The following is a 14870-nucleotide window of genomic DNA, read 5'->3' as shown; positions in this document are numbered from 1 at the left end:
CCCTACAGCAACTTAACCATCAGATCGCTTCTCCACTTCGATTCATGCCTAGCTTGTAGAAAAGGCCGGCATTCGTGCCGAAGACTGCATCGTGATGGCGGGTCGGGACGAAATCCTGGCACATGGCAAGCCAATCCGCGTAGTCACCGGCAAGCCTCAGGACTGGCCAGTCGCTGCCCCAGATGAGGCGCTCCGGGCCGAACAATTCGAGAAGCGCATCGGCATAGGGCCTGATCGCCGCCGCATCGCGCCGCTCTCCCGCCTCGGTCAGAAGACCCGACAGCTTGCAATGGACATTCGGAAGCGCGGCCAGGCCGCCCATGGCTTCGCGCCATGGGCGGATCTCCCCGGCTGCGATGCGCGGCTTCGCTCCATGGTCGATTACGATGGGAAGATCGGGATGACGCTCAGCAAAAGCCGTCAATGCCCTGAGATGCTGTGGCATCACCAGGGCATCGAAGCGCAGATCCACGTTCTTCATGGCCGCGATGGCAGGATCGAGACGCGGGTCGTCGATCCAATCCACGTCCGCGATGTCCTGCAGCATCGGCCGAAGGCTCTTCAGTTTCGGATGGGCTGCGAGGCGCGTGATATGACTTGCGGCGTCGGAAGCCTTGAGATCGACCCAGCCCACGATGCCAAGGATGAAGGAATGCCGATCCGCCAGTTCCAGCATGAAACCGGTGTCGTCCATCGTCGGCAGCGACTGCACGAGAATTGTACCGCCGATGCCGCATGCCTGTAGGGTCGATTCCAGATCGTGTGGCATGAAATCGCGATGGATCTCTGCAAGATCTGGCGGCGGCCACTGGCCTTCTCGGTTGCGCATCAGCCAGAAATGCTGGTGAGCATCGATCCGCATCGGACTCACTCGCCTTCGCCGGGGAGGGGAGCGGCTTCGTTCACCAATCCGAACTTCCGGAGTTCCGTCCAGAATTCTGCCGGGATGCCGCTCTCAAACCATTCCACGTTGGTCTTAAGCTGCTCGGCATTGCGGGCGCCGGTCACGCAGGAGACGACGGCGGGATGGGCCATGGGAAAGTGAAGGGCCGCCGCCGGCAGTGGCACATCGAATCTGTCGCACACGTCTTTCAGCGCCTGGACGCGCTGCACGACATCCGGTGGAGCATCTTCGTAATTGAACTTGTTGTTGCCGGCGAGGATACCCGAATTGAACGGGCCTGCGATGACGATTCCGGTTCCTGCGCGAACGCATTTCTCCATCAAGGGAAGGCTCATCTGCTCCAGCAGCGTGTAGCGGCCCGCCAGCATGACGACATCGAGATCTGCTTCCTGCATGGCGTCATGAACGACTTCCGCCTCATTGACGCCGAGCCCAATGGCGGTGACACGCCCGCTGCCGCGCAATTCCAAAAGCGCCCGGAATCCACCCCCGGTGGTGAGCTGGCGCCAGTAATGTTCATGATTGTCGCCATGGGTATAGCGGCCGATATCATGGATGTAGAGAATGTCGATCTTGGTGATGCCGAGGCGCTGCTGGCTGTCCTCGAAGGATTTCAGGATGGCGTCGTAGGTATAGTCATAGGTGGGGCGGAACGGGAGGGGATGGACCCAGCCATTCTCCTCGTCGCTGACGCCATCGTCGGGCACCATCAGGCGCCCCGCCTTCGTGCTGATGACATAGCTGTCCCGCTCGCGGTCGCTCAGCAGGACGCCGAGGCGGCGCTCGGAGCGCGTGTAGCCGTAATAGGGAGCGGTATCGAAATACCGGATGCCCTGGGCCCAGGCGGTCTCGGTCGTGGCCTGAGCCTCGGCATAGCTGGTCGGCGCATAAAGCCCTCCCATCGGTGCGCTGCCAAGTCCAAGCGCGGTGAGGGACAGGTCCCTACGGGGAAGCGTACGGTGCTCGGAGACTTTCATGACAGGCCCTCGATTGTCGCCCGACAGGGAGATGCCGCCCACCGCGCCTTTCGAGGCTTGGTCGGACTGTCGATGTAATGGCGGAGAAGAGCTGTCACGTCTCGCATGCTTCCTCCCTCTGCAACATGACCCTGTTCTCAGCAGGGCTTCTTTTGAGAATTGTCGTTGGCCAATGGAGTATGGCCGGGAGGAATAATTGGTCAAGTTGAAAGGGTAAGGCCTACAGCGTCGATCCAAGATGCTTCGAGACTTCATGCTCGGCGCAACGAAAAAGCGGCTCCGGTCCGGACCGGAGCCGCTTTCAAAAGTTCAATAAGACTCGCTTAAATGACGATGAAGTCGGCAGCCGTGAGCTTGGCGAGATTCTCGATGACGGCGAACTTCACCGCGGCCGTGGAGCCGGTGCCATCCGCGTCATAGGAGAGTGCGCCAGTCTTGTTGTCGTAGATGATGCGGTCGCCGGAATCCAATGCCTTCGACCCGACGACGAAGCTGCTCGAGGAAAGCTTGCCGTACTTGAGCTTGGTGAACGCCGTATCGTTGAGGCGGATCGTGTCGTCGGCGACATTGAAGTCGACGATCACGTCCACATTCTTGGTGCCCGGCTTGGTGTCGAAGGTGAAGCTGTCCTTGCCGGCGCCGCCGATCAGCACGTCACTGCCGTTCTTGGCCCAGATCTTGTCATCGCCGCCCTTGCCGTCGATCAGATCGTTGCCGGACGTGCCCGTCAGGCTGTTGGCACTGCTCGTGCCGTTGATCGTCTTAGTGGTGATGGGACGCAGCGAGGGCGTCGGGGTCGGAGTGGGCATTGGAGCCGTCTCGGCCACGTCGGCGACCTTGAAGGTCACGGTGCCGGTGTCGGTGTCGCCGTCCGCGTCCTTGGCCGTATAGTTGAAGCTGTCCGAACCGAAGAAGTTGGACTTCGGCGTGTAGACGAAGGAGCCGTCGGCATTGAGCTTCACGCTGCCGCCCTGAGCGGTGGCGAAAGTGCCGGCCGTTGCTGTCTTGCCGCCATCGGCCGCAACGTCGTTGGCGAGAACGCCCTGTGCCGCGGAGACCGTAAGGACCGAATCTTCCGTCGCAGCATAGGCGTCGTCCGTCGCGGTGACAGAATTGTCGCCTGCGCCAGGATTCGGCGTCGGGGTCGGCTGCGTCGGTGTGGTGACGGTGCCATTATGGTTGAAGCTCAAGGCATAGAACGAGGTCTGGCCGTAGCCTGATCCATTGCTCTCGTTCGCACCGAGATAAGCGCCGGCCTTGAAGTAGAACGTATCCGACTGCCACACGCTGTTGATCTTGCTGACCGATTTGTAGATCTGGCCGTCGGCGAAGACCGTCACTTCGAGGTTATCGCCCTTGGCGTTGATCGTATAGGAGAAGCGCTCGTCCAGGGACACGTCAGGCTGCTGGCCCGAAGCGTTCACGAAATAGAACTTCGTCTCGCTGTTGTTGGAACCGGCCTGATCGTTGGCGAAATAGAGCTTGCCGTTCTCCCAGTAGAGACGAACCAATTCGTCGTCCTGGCCGTGGATCTGGCCGACGATGATGCGCCCGCCCGCGCCGTCGCGGTTAGGAGCGGCATCGACCTCGAGAGTCGCGCTCATGAAGCCGCCGGTCTTGAGATCCCAAGCGGCATTAGCGGTGCCGTTCATCTCGCGCAGCTCAGAACGGGCGTAGGAGGAGCCGCTGGTGGTAGCGCCCTCGACCGGAGCCACGAAGGTCATCGCCCCGTCGGCAGCGGTGTAGAAATACTTGGAATGCTGGTAGCCCGAGAGATTTTTCACTTCCATGGCATTGCCACTGAAGCCGCCATTCGAATCCACGGGAAGGGTGATCTTCCAGTTGGACAGGTCAAAGTTGCCGCTCGGCGCGACAGAAGAATTCAAAGCCATGTTGTCTGCCCCAAAATTGAGCGAGCCCCTTTCGCGAGGCTTCTGAGTAAAAATTGTGCCGTTCTACGGAGAATTTGCCAGGATAATGGCAGGAAGAAACGCAGGGTACATACAGGTAGAGATGAACGCTAATCTATACGTTCATATTACTGCGGATCTCAAGATTTATATCTCGCTATCCGCTGACGGTGTTGTGAATATTGAATAAGGCAACATCGTGGCGTTGCAAGGAGAATCTTACTCGAAGGTTAAGGATTCTATCGCTCAATAAGATTATAGAGATTTACAAGGATTATAAACCTTGAATTTATTATCGCGAATAGTTTGTGTGCTCGGCTAAAAACAGATGAGTGATACTCACGGTGCCTGATGTAGAGGTTGCCTCGAACCTTCCCAAAGAAAGAGCGCCTCGTCGATTGGCGCTCTAGGTAGGTCGCGGTTGCGACCAGAGGGAGGACCGTGCCAGCCAGGCACATGAGAAGGCTGCGCCTGAAAGGTAAACGAGTCGTTACGAAAGACGATAAGACGGCTAGTCTTTCAGGATATCTTCCGGCCGTGTGATGTCCTGCAGATCCGCATTCTGAACAGGCCCGTAGCCGAAGCGCTCCGCGAGGGCATCGAACGAGTCGCTCATGTCATGCCCGCTCTGCACACCATGGCAGACGGCGAAATACTCGATGACGGCATTCTCCTCTGCTCCGGAGGGCGATGCCAGGTTCAGGACGGCCACTTTCCACTGTCCGCCATCGCTCTGCCAGATCGCCGAGGGTTTCGTCTTGGAGCAGAAATAGAAACCGGTTGACACCGCGCCACCCGTCCTGGGGCTGCGCTTGTCATAACTGCCGTTCGGGTGATGGGAGGTCCATTCCTTGGAGACCACCTTGAAGAGGGCACCGTTCGCGTTGGAGCCGACGATGTCCCGGCTCTCGATGCTGAACCAAGCGCAATAATCCATCCGGCAGCGCCCCTGCATCAGTTCGGCCGAAAGCGCAGTTGTTCCGCCCGATGTGATCCCGGCGATGCAGGTGAAGAGAACGGCGGCACGGACGATCGTCATGAAAACCCTTCACGAGCGGCGTGGCCCATCAGTGCAATACCAGGAGCCAGCCAACCAGCGCCACAGGGGCGATGATGCCGAGAACGAAGGAAACAGCACCGTGGGTCATAAAAACCTCCTGCCGATTTCCTTAACGTAGTCTTAAAGGCCGCCGGAAGCGGTGCGCTGCAGCACGTGCTATGGACGCAGATGCCCCGATTCAGGATTTCTGATCGTCCGATGGCCCTGATTCAGGAGGAGAGGCCGTGGCTGGTCCGTCTTCGGCAGGCGTGCCGTTCCGGGCCTTGCGCTTCTTGTCGAGCCATTTGAACAGCATCCACCCCAGACCCGAGCTGAGGGCCGCGATCACCACAAGGCCGGAACTCGGATAATCACGGAAGTTGATACGCTTCGTGCCATTCAGCTCTTCCAACTCGTCGTCCGGCTGTTCGTCTGTCTCGGGCATGAAACGCGTCTCGTAGGGGATGCCTCCCATATAAGTCCCGCAACGAGGGTTTCCATCGCTTTCTGAAAGCGATGGTATGATCTTGAGAAACCTCTCATCTGACGAGGGCAAAAGAAAACGCCCGGCTCGAGCGAGCCGGGCGGGAATGTTGGGTTCTGTTGGACCAGGGTTCAGGCCGCCTTCACGCCTAAGAGGAAGGCCGAAACCTCCTGGCCGAGATCGCTGGAGTGGCGGGCCAGTTCCCGTGCTGCGCCCAGCACCTGGGACGCTGCCGTGCTCGTCTCGCCGGCGCCATGGTGCACGTCCGCGATGCTGCCGGTCACGGCCTCGGTGCCGCGTGCTGCCTCCTGCACGTTGCGGGCGATCTCGGCCGTGGCCGCGCCCTGTTCTTCCATGGCTGCGGCAATCGAGGTGGAGATCTGCGACATCTCAGTGATGGTGCGGGCGATCTCCTGGATCGCCGCCACCGTCTGCTGCGTCGCCTGCTGCACTGAGCCGATCTGGGCCGAGATCTCCTCCGTCGCCTTGGCCGTTTGGGTGGCGAGATCCTTGACCTCGGAGGCCACGACCGCGAAGCCCTTGCCGGCCTCGCCGGCGCGGGCGGCCTCGATGGTGGCGTTGAGGGCCAGCAGGTTGGTCTGGCCCGCGATGGTGTTGATCAGTTGCACCACATTGCCGATCTTCTCGGCACTGGCCGCGAGCTCCTGCACGGTTCCGCTGGTGCGCTGGGTGCCGGCGACCGCCTTTTCCGCCACCAGGGAGGACTGGCTGACTTGAGCAGCGATCTCGCGGATCGAGATGGAGAGCTCTTCCGTGGCGGCGGCCACGGTCTGCACGTTGGAGGAGGTCTGCTGCACCGCGGAGGCGACGCCGACCGATTGCTGCGTGGTCTGGTTGGCAACCGCCGTCATCGATTGCGCGGTGGCCTCCATCTCGGTTGCCGCGGAGGACAGGCCCTGCGTCAGGGCCGAGACGTTCGTCTCGAACCGCTTGGTCAGCTGATCCAGCACCTCAGCGCGACGCGTCTTTGCATCGGCTTCCAGCGCAGCTGCTTCATCGGCCCGCTTCTTGGCGATCATGGCATCCTTGAAGACCTGAACGGAGCCGGCCATCACGCCGATCTCGTCGCGGCGGGACGTTCCCTCGATCGCCACGGAGAGATCGCCACCGGCGAGCGAGCCCATATTCGCAACGAGCTTCTGGATCGGCTTGGAAATGCTGCGTCCGAGACCGAATGCGATCAGGAGGAGGAGTGCTGCAGCACCGGCGACGAGCGTCAGGAACAGATTGCGATAGGACGCGGCAATCGCGGCGAGGTCATCGATATAGACGCCGCTACCGATCACCCAGCCCCATTTGTCGAAGTTGGCGGCATAAGAGAGTTTCGGGAGAGGCTCCGGCTGGTTCGGCTTCGGGAAGAGATAGGCAACGAAGCCGCCGCCGGCTTTGCCGGCATCTCCGATCTCCTTGAGAAAGGCGACCCCATTGGTGTCCTTCACCGCAGAGTTGTCCTTTCCTTCCAGGGTCTTGCTGAAGGGATGCATCAGCATCACCGTCTGATAATCCTGGATGAAGAAGTATTCGGAGCCGCCATAGCGCAGAATGCGCAGCATTTCGGAAGCGCGCTTCTTCGCTTCGTCCTCCGACATCTCGCCCCGCTTCGCACGGGCTTCGAAATCGGCCACGATGCTGACCGCCGTCTCGACGAGGTGCTTCAGCTCATTCTTCTTCTGCTCGGTCAAGACGGTCGAGATCGTGAACGAACCGAAGATTGCGAGCGCGATCAGGGCGACAATTCCTGCTGCGATGCCGGCATAGAACCGGCCGGCCACGCCGGTGAAGGAACGTGTCAGTTTGTTTCGAATGGTAGAACTCGTGTCAGACATTTTTCTTTGTGAACCTGCCCGCATCGCCACGGGGGGCGCGTGCCCCCGCGACACGCTCTACCAGGTCCTGCAAGTCTCAAAGAAGTGCTTTGTAAGTCAATAAGTGGAAACACTTATCGTTTCTGTAGTTGTTGTTATCCGTTTTTTAATAGACTTAATAACGGGCAGGGTTGTGATGTGAATATTGTCATTGATCAAAAGAAAAGACCGTGGATCTTTTCAGATCCACGGTCAGTTGAACTGAGATCATCCGGCAAAAATCGGGATCGTCTTACCGGCCCCAGCGTAACACGATAGGATCGAGGCGGCGGGCGACTTCGATCAGGCCCTTGCGTGTTTCGGGATGCAGGGGTTGAAGCGGATGACGGACGGCTTCCGACCGGATCACGCCACCTTCCTTCATGAGCGCCTTGGCGGCAGACAGGCCGCATTGCCTGTTTTCATAATTGATCAGCGGTAGCCAACGCTCGTAGGCAACGAGAGCCTCCTCCCGGTTGCCGGCCATGTAGGGATCGATGATCTTGCGAATGCCGTCCGGATAGGCTCCGCCCGTCATCGCGCCTGTTGCACCTGCATCGAGATCAGCCATCAGAGTGATCGCCTCCTCGCCGTCCCACGGTCCCTCGATGGCATCTCCGCCAAGCGAAATCAGCTCGCGCAACTTGGCCGCCGTACCGGGTACTTCGATCTTAAAGTAAGAGACGTTGGCGATCTCCTTCGCCATGCGCGCGAGGAAGGAGGCTGACAGGAATGTGCCAGCCATCGGCGCGTCCTGGATCATGATCGGAATGGTGATGGCATCCGAGACCCGACGGAAGAACTCGTAGATCCCAGCTTCCGACACGCGCAAAGTCGCGCCAAAGAAGGGCGGCATGATCATGACCATGGCCGCGCCCGCAGCCTCCGCCCGCCGGCAGCGCTCGGCACAGATCTCGGTTGAGAAGTGGCTGGTCGTGACGATCACAGGAACCCGGCCGGCGACATGGTTGAGCACCGTCGTCATCACGGATTCTCGCTCGCTGTCGGTCAGCAGGAATTGCTCGGAGAAGTTGGCGAGAATGCAGATTCCGTCGGAGCCCGCGTCGATCATGAAGTCGATGGCGCGCTTCTGGCCTTCGAGATCGAGCTTGCCGTTGTCATCGAAAATGGTGGGGGCCACGGGAAACACGCCGCGGTACGGGCGCGTGGAAGTCTTGCCAGACAAGGACATGGTTTCTCCCTTCAAGGTTCAAGATGTCGTGTTCAGTGGTTGTCGCGCGGGACGGGCGATCCAGTCCGTCCGACGAGAAAGTCCAGATCGACACCTTTGTCGGCCTGTAGAACATGGTCGATATAGAGCTTGGCCCAGCCGCGATCCGCATGCGGGGCGGGCGGCACCCAGGCGGCGCGCCGGCGCTCCATCTCCTCGGCCTCGACGTGAAGATGCAGGCTGCGCGCCGCTACGTCGAGGGTAATCAGATCGCCATTCTGTACCAAGGCGAGGGGGCCGCCGGCCGCAGCCTCAGGGGCCACGTGCAGCACCACCGTGCCATAGGCCGTGCCGGACATGCGCGCATCCGAGATGCGGATCATGTCGCGGACACCTTTCTTGAGCAGCTTCTGCGGCAACGGCATGTTGCCGACCTCCGCCATGCCCGGATAGCCCTTCGGGCCGCAGTTCTTCAGCACCATGATGCAGGTCTCGTCGATGTCGAGATCGTCATCGTCGATGCGGTGGTGCAGCTCCTCGATGGTCTCGAACACGACCGCGCGGCCCGTGTGCTGCATCAGCTCAGGGGAAGCGGCGGACGGCTTGATCACCGCGCCATTGGGGGCGAGATTTCCTTTCAGGATCGCGATGCCGGCTTCCGGCTTGAAAGGCTCCTCGAAGGTGGTGATCACCTCGCGGTTCCAGCACGGCGCGTCCTTCACGTTCTCCCAGATCGGCTTGCCGTTGACGGTGAGCGCGTCCTTGTGCAGGAGGCCGCGCTCGCCAAGCGTGCGCAGCACGACCGGCAGGCCGCCGGCATAATAGAAATCTTCCATGAGGAAGCGGCCGGAGGGCATGAGATCGACGAGGCAGTGGATCTCGCGGCCGAGCCTGTCGAAATCGTCGAGGGTGAGATCGATGCCGACGCGTCCCGCGATGGCGAGAAGATGCACGACCGCGTTGGTCGAGCCGCCGATGGCGGCCAGCGTCCGGATCGCGTTCTCGAAGGCTTGACGTGTCATCACCTTCGACAGCACGAGGTCCTCGTTCACCATCTCGACGATGCGCCGCCCGGCCATGCGGGCGAGATGGTTGCGCCGCGCATCGGCGGCGGGAATCGCAGCATTTTCCGGTAGGCCGACGCCGAGCGCCTCGACCATGGAGGCCATGGTGGAGCCGGTGCCCATGGTCATGCAGTGACCGGCGGAGCGGTTCATGCCGCCTTCCGCCTCATGAAATTCCTGCAACGTCACTTCCCCGGCGCGCAGCTGCTCGCTCATGGAAATGATGTTGGTGCCGGAGCCGATATACTTGCCGCGATAGACGCCGCGCAGCTGCGGGCCGCCCGAGACGCCGATGGTGGGCAGATCCGCCGAGGCCGCGCCCATCAGCAGGGCAGGGGTGGTCTTGTCGCAGCCCATGAGAAGGACGACGCCATCGAGAGGATGGGCGCGAATCGCTTCCTCCACGTCCATGGCTGCCAGATTGCGGAACAGCATGGCGGTTGGCCGCATGGTCACCTCGCCGAGGGAAGAGACCGGAAATTCGAGTGGGAAGCCGCCGGCATCCAGCACGCCGTATTTCACATGCTCGGCAATGGTGCGAAAATGCGCGTTGCAGGGGGTGAGCTCGGACCAGGTGTTGCAGATGCCGATCACCGGTCGGCCTTCGAACTGATCCTGTGGGAAGCCGCTGTTCTTCAGGAAGGAGCGGTAATAGAAGCCCATTTTATCCTGACGGCCGAACCAGGCTTGGCTGCGCAGCTGGCGTTTCTTGTCTTCGGTCATTCTCTCGGTGCCTTTGAAACTTTGCATCGCCTCGCCGAGCGAGGGTTTAAGTCCACGACTTTGGTTGAATAGGCGCTCAATTTGATTCATATAATAGTACTAATAGACAGCTGATAAGGCTGCTAAAGTCGAAGAGCAACGACAAATTTAGGGAGAATGTCCATGAAAGCCCGCTACCTTCTGACGACAATCGGCATGGCCACGCTGATGCTGTCCTCAGGCGTCACCTATGCCCAGACCAAAATGACCATCGGATTTTCGCAGGTCGGATCGGAATCCGGCTGGCGGGCCGCCGAGACGAAGGTCTCGAAGATCGAAGCCGAGAAGCGTGGCGTCGACCTGAAGATCTCCGACGCTCAGCAGAAGCAGGAAAACCAGATCCGCGCCGTTCGCTCCTTCATCGCACAGGGCGTGGATGCCATCTTCATCGCGCCTGTCGTGTCGACGGGCTGGGATGCGGTCCTGAAGGAAGCCAAGGACGCCAAGATTCCGGTCGTGCTGCTCGACCGCTCCATCGATACGAAGGACGAGTCTCTCTACCTCACGGCCGTGACCTCCGACACCGTCTATGAGGGCAAGGTTGCCGCCGAGTGGCTGGCCAAGGAAACGGGCGGCAAGTGCAATGTGGTCGAGCTGCAGGGCACGGTCGGCTCGAGCCCGGCGATCAACCGCAAGAAGGGCTTCGATCAGGTCGTTGCCGCCAATCCCGGCATGAAGATCATCCGTACCCAGTCCGGCGACTTCACCCGCACCAAGGGTAAGGAAGTGATGGAAAGCTTCATCAAGGCCGAGGGTGGCGGCAAGAATATCTGTGCCGTCTATGCCCATAACGACGACATGGCGATCGGCGCCATTCAGGCCATCAAGGAAGCAGGCCTCAAGCCCGGCAAGGACATCAAGGTCGTTTCTATCGATGCCGTGCCGGATATCTTCAAGGCCATGGCCGATGGTGAAGCGAATGTCACAGTCGAGCTGACACCAAACATGGCAGGCCCGGCACTCGACGCGCTCATGGCCTTCAAGAAGGATGGCACGGCGCCGAAGAAGTGGATCCAGACGGAGTCCAAGGTCTATACGCCCGAGACGGCAAAGGCCGAGTACGACAAGCGCAAGGACCTCTACTAATATCGTCGAATGATCAGAGCAGCAGGCGGGCGATCGCCTGCTGCTTCGCTTGAGGGATTGAGCATCGGATCGATCCCAAAAGTGCAAATCCACTTTTGGGTCCGATGCTCTAGGGGCCGGTGAGGACGTGATGCCACCATTGACAGAGCAGCCTCAGCTCCTTGAGATCCGAGGTCTCACGAAGGGGTTCCCGGGCGTGCAGGCGCTCGACCATGTGGACTTCACGCTGCATGCGGGCGAAATCCACGGGTTGCTCGGTGAGAACGGTGCCGGCAAGTCGACATTGATCAAGGTACTGACCGGCGTCTTCAAGCGCGATGCCGGCACCATTCGCCTCGATGGACAGGAGATCGCGGCACGGGATCCTGCGGACGCGCTCTCGCTTGGCATCGGAACAGTCTATCAGGAAGTCAATCTGCTGCCGAACCTGTCGGTGGCGGAAAATCTCTTCATCGGGCGTCAGCCGCACCGTTTCGGCCTCGTGCGCACTGGGGAGATGCGGCGGCTCTCCGAAGAGCTTCTGGCAGGCTATGGTCTCGACATCGATGTCGCCAATCCCTTGAGCACCTATTCGGTGGCCGTTCAGCAGATCGTCGCCATCGCGCGTGCGGTCGATCTCTCGGCCAAGGTGCTGATCCTCGACGAACCGACGGCAAGTCTCGACGCGCATGAGGTCGGAACCCTTTTCAAGATCCTGAGGGATCTCAAGAGCCGCGGCATCGGCATCGTATTCGTCACGCATTTCCTCGATCAGGTTTACGCGGTCTGTGACCGGATCACTGTCCTGCGTAACGGGCGCCTCGTGGGCTCCCGTCCCATCGCGGAACTGCCGCGAATCGAGCTCGTCTCCATGATGCTGGGGCGCGAGCTCGCCGCGGAAGCTCTGCATCGCAACCAGCGTAGCGCCGTCACGGGCGAGCCGCTTGTCGCATTCAAGGATTACGGCAAGCGCCGTCTCATGGAGCCGTTCGATCTGGCGGTGCGCCCCGGCGAGGTCGTGGGCCTTGCCGGCCTCCTCGGCTCCGGTCGGACGGAAACCGCCAAACTGGTCTTCGGCATCGAGCGCGCCGACAGCGGTCAGGCCTTCGTCGACGGCAAGCCCGTGCGCATCGCCACGCCGCGCGATGCGGCCCGCCTGCGGTTCGGATTCACGCCGGAAGATCGCAAGACGGAAGGCATTGTGGCGGAGCTATCGGTTCGCGAGAACATCATCCTGGCTCTCCAGGCGCAGCGCGGGTGGTTGCGCCTGATCCCGAGGCGCAGGCAGGAAGAGATCGCCGACCGCTTCATCAAGCTTCTCGACATCCGCACGCCGGATGCGGAGAAGCCCATCGGTCTTCTCTCCGGCGGCAATCAGCAGAAGGCGCTGCTTGCCCGCTGGCTTGCCACCGAGCCTCGCTTCCTCATCCTGGATGAGCCGACGCGCGGAATCGATGTCGGCGCCCATGCGGAGATCATCCGTCTGATCGAACGGCTGTGCGAGGACGGACTTGCCCTTCTCGTCATCTCGTCTGAGCTGGAGGAGATTTCGTCCTACAGTGACCGGGTCGTGGTCCTGCGCGACCGGCGGCATGTGCGCGAATTGTCCGGATCCGAGGTGAGCGCCGATACCATCATGACAACTATCGCAGGCCATTGAATGAGCGGCATGATTCAGGCCAGTTCTCCCCGCACCCTTCCCAAGGGGCTGCCGCAGGTTGCGGCGCTCCTTCTCGTCTTTCTCGTCAACTGGCTCGTCTTCCGCGACTTCTTCGCCCTGCGCCTGCAGGATGGCCGCCTCTTCGGCAGTCTCATCGACGTGCTGAACCGCGGCGCGCCGGTTGCCATCCTGGCCTTGGGGATGACCCTCGTCATCGCGACCCGCGGCATCGATCTCTCCGTCGGCGCCGTCATGGCGATTGCGGGCGCGATGGCCGCGACATTGACGGCACAGGGCTATCCGCTTCCCGTCGCCCTGGCCGCTGCCGCAGGCATCGGCCTCGCCTGCGGCTTATGGAATGGCTTCCTCGTCGCCGTGCTCGAAATTCAGCCCTTCGTGGCAACCCTGATCCTGATGGTGGCCGGGCGCGGTTTCGCGCAGCTGATCACGGAGGGGCAGATCATCACCTTTGTGAGCGAGGGTTTTGCCGCCATCGGTGGCGGCTCCTTTCTGATGCTGCCGATGCCGGTCGTGATCGCCATCGTGATGCTGATCATCACGCACTTCATCGTGCGGTACACGGCCCTAGGTCTCTTCATCGAGTCCATTGGCGCCAATGTCCGTTCGAGCGCCTATGCCGGGATCGGCACCAAGGTCGTGACCATCGCGGTCTACATGTGGTGCGGCCTGTGCGCGGCGATTGCCGGGCTGATCGTGACGGCGGATATCCGCGGCGCCGATGCCAACAATGCCGGACTCTGGCTCGAACTCGATGCGATCCTGGCCGTGGTGATCGGCGGCACGTCCCTGTTCGGTGGCCGCTTCAGCCTCGGCCTCTCCGTCGTCGGAGCCTTGATCATCCAGGCGATGAACACGGGCATTCTGCTGAGCGGCTACCCGCCGGAATACAACCTCATCGTGAAAGCCATCGTGGTGCTCGCCGTTCTTCTCGCCCAGTCACCCGTTCTGTCGGCCGTCCGTTCCGTGTGGAAGGCAAGAGCATGATCAGGCGCCATCTTCCGGTTCTCATCACGCTTGCCGTCTTCGTCGTCGGCTACCTGATCTGCCTCGCGCAGTTTCCGAGCTTCGCTTCGACCCGCGTGATCGGCAATCTTTTGACCGACAATGCCTTCCTGGGCATCGTGGCGGTCGGCATGACCTTCGTGATCCTGTCCGGTGGCATCGATCTCTCGGTCGGCTCTGTCATCGCGTTCACCGGCGTGTTCCTCGCCGTCACCATCGAGAAATACGGCCTCAATCCCTATCTCGCCTTCGTTCTCATCCTGGGGATCGCCGCGCTGTTCGGGGCCGGTATGGGATTCCTGATCCACACTTTCCAGATTCCGGCCTTCATCGTGACGCTGGCGGGCATGTTCCTGGCACGCGGCCTGTGCTTCGTGCTCACCACGGATTCGATCCCGATCAACGCTCCCGCCTATGGCCAGATCACCGATATCGCCTTTCGGCTGCCGGGCGGCGGGCGGTTGACCGTCATCGCCATGATCATGCTGCTCACCTTTGCGATCGGCATCGTCCTGGCGCATTTCACCCGGTTCGGCGCCAACGTCTACGCGTTGGGAGGCAACCGGACCTCAGCGGAGCTGATGGGCGTGCCGGTAGGGAAGACCACCATCCGCATCTACATGCTGTCGAGTTTCCTTGCCGCCTTGGCCGGAATCGTTTTTTCCTTTTATACCTCCGCTGGCTATTCACTGGCTGCGACCGGGGTCGAGCTCGACACCATCGCAGCGGTTGTCATCGGTGGTACACTGCTGACGGGAGGTTATGGGACGATCATCGGCACGCTTGTTGGCGTGCTCATTCAGGGATTGATCCAGACATACATCACGTTCGAGGGAACCTTGAGTTCCTGGTGGACCAAGATCGCCATCGGCGCCCTGCTGTTCGCATTCATCGTGCTGCAGCGGGGGCTTTCGGCGGCATCCCTTCGAACAAGGTAGAGTAGGAA

The 14870-nt window shown here is 60.8% G+C and carries 12 protein-coding genes; 4 read left to right on the top strand and 8 right to left on the bottom strand.

Features of this window, described 5'->3' with window-relative positions:
* Nucleotides 1-19: 19 nt before the first annotated feature.
* The 8 genes from JO965_RS20985 to JO965_RS20950 all read right to left on the bottom strand — a co-directional run bounded on the left by JO965_RS20985 (nucleotide 20) and on the right by JO965_RS20950 (nucleotide 10137).
* Nucleotides 20-862, bottom strand: a complete 843-nt coding sequence (locus tag JO965_RS20985; RefSeq protein WP_203440936.1) for an amidohydrolase — start codon at nucleotides 860-862, stop codon at nucleotides 20-22.
* A gap of 5 nt (nucleotides 863-867) precedes the next feature.
* Complete coding sequence (locus JO965_RS20980) at nucleotides 868-1881, bottom strand: aldo/keto reductase (protein ID WP_203440935.1); 1014 nt, start codon at nucleotides 1879-1881, stop codon at nucleotides 868-870.
* A 323-nt stretch (nucleotides 1882-2204) separates the two neighbouring features.
* Nucleotides 2205-3773, bottom strand: a complete 1569-nt coding sequence (locus tag JO965_RS20975) for a polysaccharide lyase family 7 protein (protein ID WP_203440934.1) — start codon at nucleotides 3771-3773, stop codon at nucleotides 2205-2207.
* Nucleotides 3774-4302: 529 nt separating this feature from the next.
* A complete protein-coding gene (locus JO965_RS20970) occupies nucleotides 4303-4830 on the bottom strand; it encodes a hypothetical protein (protein ID WP_203440933.1) in 528 nt (175 codons plus the stop codon).
* 199 nt (nucleotides 4831-5029) lie between these two features.
* Nucleotides 5030-5275 carry a hypothetical protein gene (locus JO965_RS20965; RefSeq protein WP_203440932.1) on the bottom strand — a complete coding sequence of 82 codons (246 nt, stop codon included), beginning with the start codon at nucleotides 5273-5275 and terminating at the stop codon, nucleotides 5030-5032.
* Between the two features lie 170 nt (nucleotides 5276-5445).
* The gene (locus JO965_RS20960) at nucleotides 5446-7161 is read right to left on the bottom strand and encodes a methyl-accepting chemotaxis protein (RefSeq protein ID WP_203440931.1); all 1716 of its coding nucleotides are present in this window, start codon (nucleotides 7159-7161) and stop codon (nucleotides 5446-5448) included.
* Between the two features lie 271 nt (nucleotides 7162-7432).
* Complete coding sequence (locus JO965_RS20955; RefSeq protein ID WP_203440930.1) at nucleotides 7433-8371, bottom strand: dihydrodipicolinate synthase family protein; 939 nt, start codon at nucleotides 8369-8371, stop codon at nucleotides 7433-7435.
* 32 nt (nucleotides 8372-8403) lie between these two features.
* Entirely contained in the window at nucleotides 8404-10137 is a 1734-nt protein-coding gene (locus JO965_RS20950) for an IlvD/Edd family dehydratase (RefSeq protein WP_203440929.1), read from the bottom strand.
* A gap of 162 nt (nucleotides 10138-10299) precedes the next feature.
* Between JO965_RS20950 and ytfQ the strand changes: the two genes are divergently transcribed.
* The 4 genes from ytfQ (at nucleotide 10300) to yjfF (ending at nucleotide 14862) form a co-directional block, all read left to right on the top strand.
* Nucleotides 10300-11262, top strand: a complete 963-nt coding sequence (ytfQ, locus tag JO965_RS20945; RefSeq protein ID WP_371826811.1) for a galactofuranose ABC transporter, galactofuranose-binding protein YtfQ — start codon at nucleotides 10300-10302, stop codon at nucleotides 11260-11262.
* A gap of 130 nt (nucleotides 11263-11392) precedes the next feature.
* Nucleotides 11393-12901, top strand: coding sequence for a galactofuranose ABC transporter, ATP-binding protein YtfR (gene ytfR, locus JO965_RS20940; RefSeq protein ID WP_203440928.1), 1509 nt, complete (start codon nucleotides 11393-11395; stop codon nucleotides 12899-12901).
* The gene (gene ytfT / locus JO965_RS20935; RefSeq protein WP_203440927.1) at nucleotides 12902-13906 is read left to right on the top strand and encodes a galactofuranose ABC transporter, ATP-binding protein YtfT; all 1005 of its coding nucleotides are present in this window, start codon (nucleotides 12902-12904) and stop codon (nucleotides 13904-13906) included.
* Complete coding sequence (gene yjfF, locus JO965_RS20930) at nucleotides 13903-14862, top strand: galactofuranose ABC transporter, permease protein YjfF (RefSeq protein WP_371826810.1); 960 nt, start codon at nucleotides 13903-13905, stop codon at nucleotides 14860-14862. Before ytfT ends, yjfF begins: the two co-directional genes overlap by 4 nt.
* The last annotated feature ends 8 nt before the right edge of the window (nucleotides 14863-14870 follow it).

The sequence above is a fragment of the Microvirga sp. VF16 genome (assembly GCF_016864375.1).
Lineage (GTDB): Bacteria > Pseudomonadota > Alphaproteobacteria > Rhizobiales > Beijerinckiaceae > Microvirga.
Note: the sequence above shows the minus strand (reverse complement) of the source record. Positions and strands in the feature narration are given on the sequence as shown.

Excerpts from the sequence above, each read along its gene's own strand:
- ytfT (WP_203440927.1), top strand. The coding sequence starts at position 12,902 with ATGAGCGGCATGATTCAGGCCAGTTCTCCCCGCACCCTTCCCAAGGGG.
- JO965_RS20965 (WP_203440932.1), bottom strand. The coding sequence starts at position 5,275 with ATGCCCGAGACAGACGAACAGCCGGACGACGAGTTGGAAGAGCTGAAT.
- JO965_RS20975 (WP_203440934.1), bottom strand. The coding sequence starts at position 3,773 with ATGGCTTTGAATTCTTCTGTCGCGCCGAGCGGCAACTTTGACCTGTCC.
- JO965_RS20980 (WP_203440935.1), bottom strand. The coding sequence starts at position 1,881 with ATGAAAGTCTCCGAGCACCGTACGCTTCCCCGTAGGGACCTGTCCCTC.
- JO965_RS20970 (WP_203440933.1), bottom strand. The coding sequence starts at position 4,830 with ATGACGATCGTCCGTGCCGCCGTTCTCTTCACCTGCATCGCCGGGATC.
- JO965_RS20960 (WP_203440931.1), bottom strand. The coding sequence starts at position 7,161 with ATGTCTGACACGAGTTCTACCATTCGAAACAAACTGACACGTTCCTTC.
- JO965_RS20955 (WP_203440930.1), bottom strand. The coding sequence starts at position 8,371 with ATGTCCTTGTCTGGCAAGACTTCCACGCGCCCGTACCGCGGCGTGTTT.
- JO965_RS20950 (WP_203440929.1), bottom strand. The coding sequence starts at position 10,137 with ATGACCGAAGACAAGAAACGCCAGCTGCGCAGCCAAGCCTGGTTCGGC.
- ytfQ (WP_371826811.1), top strand. The coding sequence starts at position 10,300 with ATGAAAGCCCGCTACCTTCTGACGACAATCGGCATGGCCACGCTGATG.
- JO965_RS20985 (WP_203440936.1), bottom strand. The coding sequence starts at position 862 with ATGCGGATCGATGCTCACCAGCATTTCTGGCTGATGCGCAACCGAGAA.
- yjfF (WP_371826810.1), top strand. The coding sequence starts at position 13,903 with ATGATCAGGCGCCATCTTCCGGTTCTCATCACGCTTGCCGTCTTCGTC.
- ytfR (WP_203440928.1), top strand. The coding sequence starts at position 11,393 with ATGCCACCATTGACAGAGCAGCCTCAGCTCCTTGAGATCCGAGGTCTC.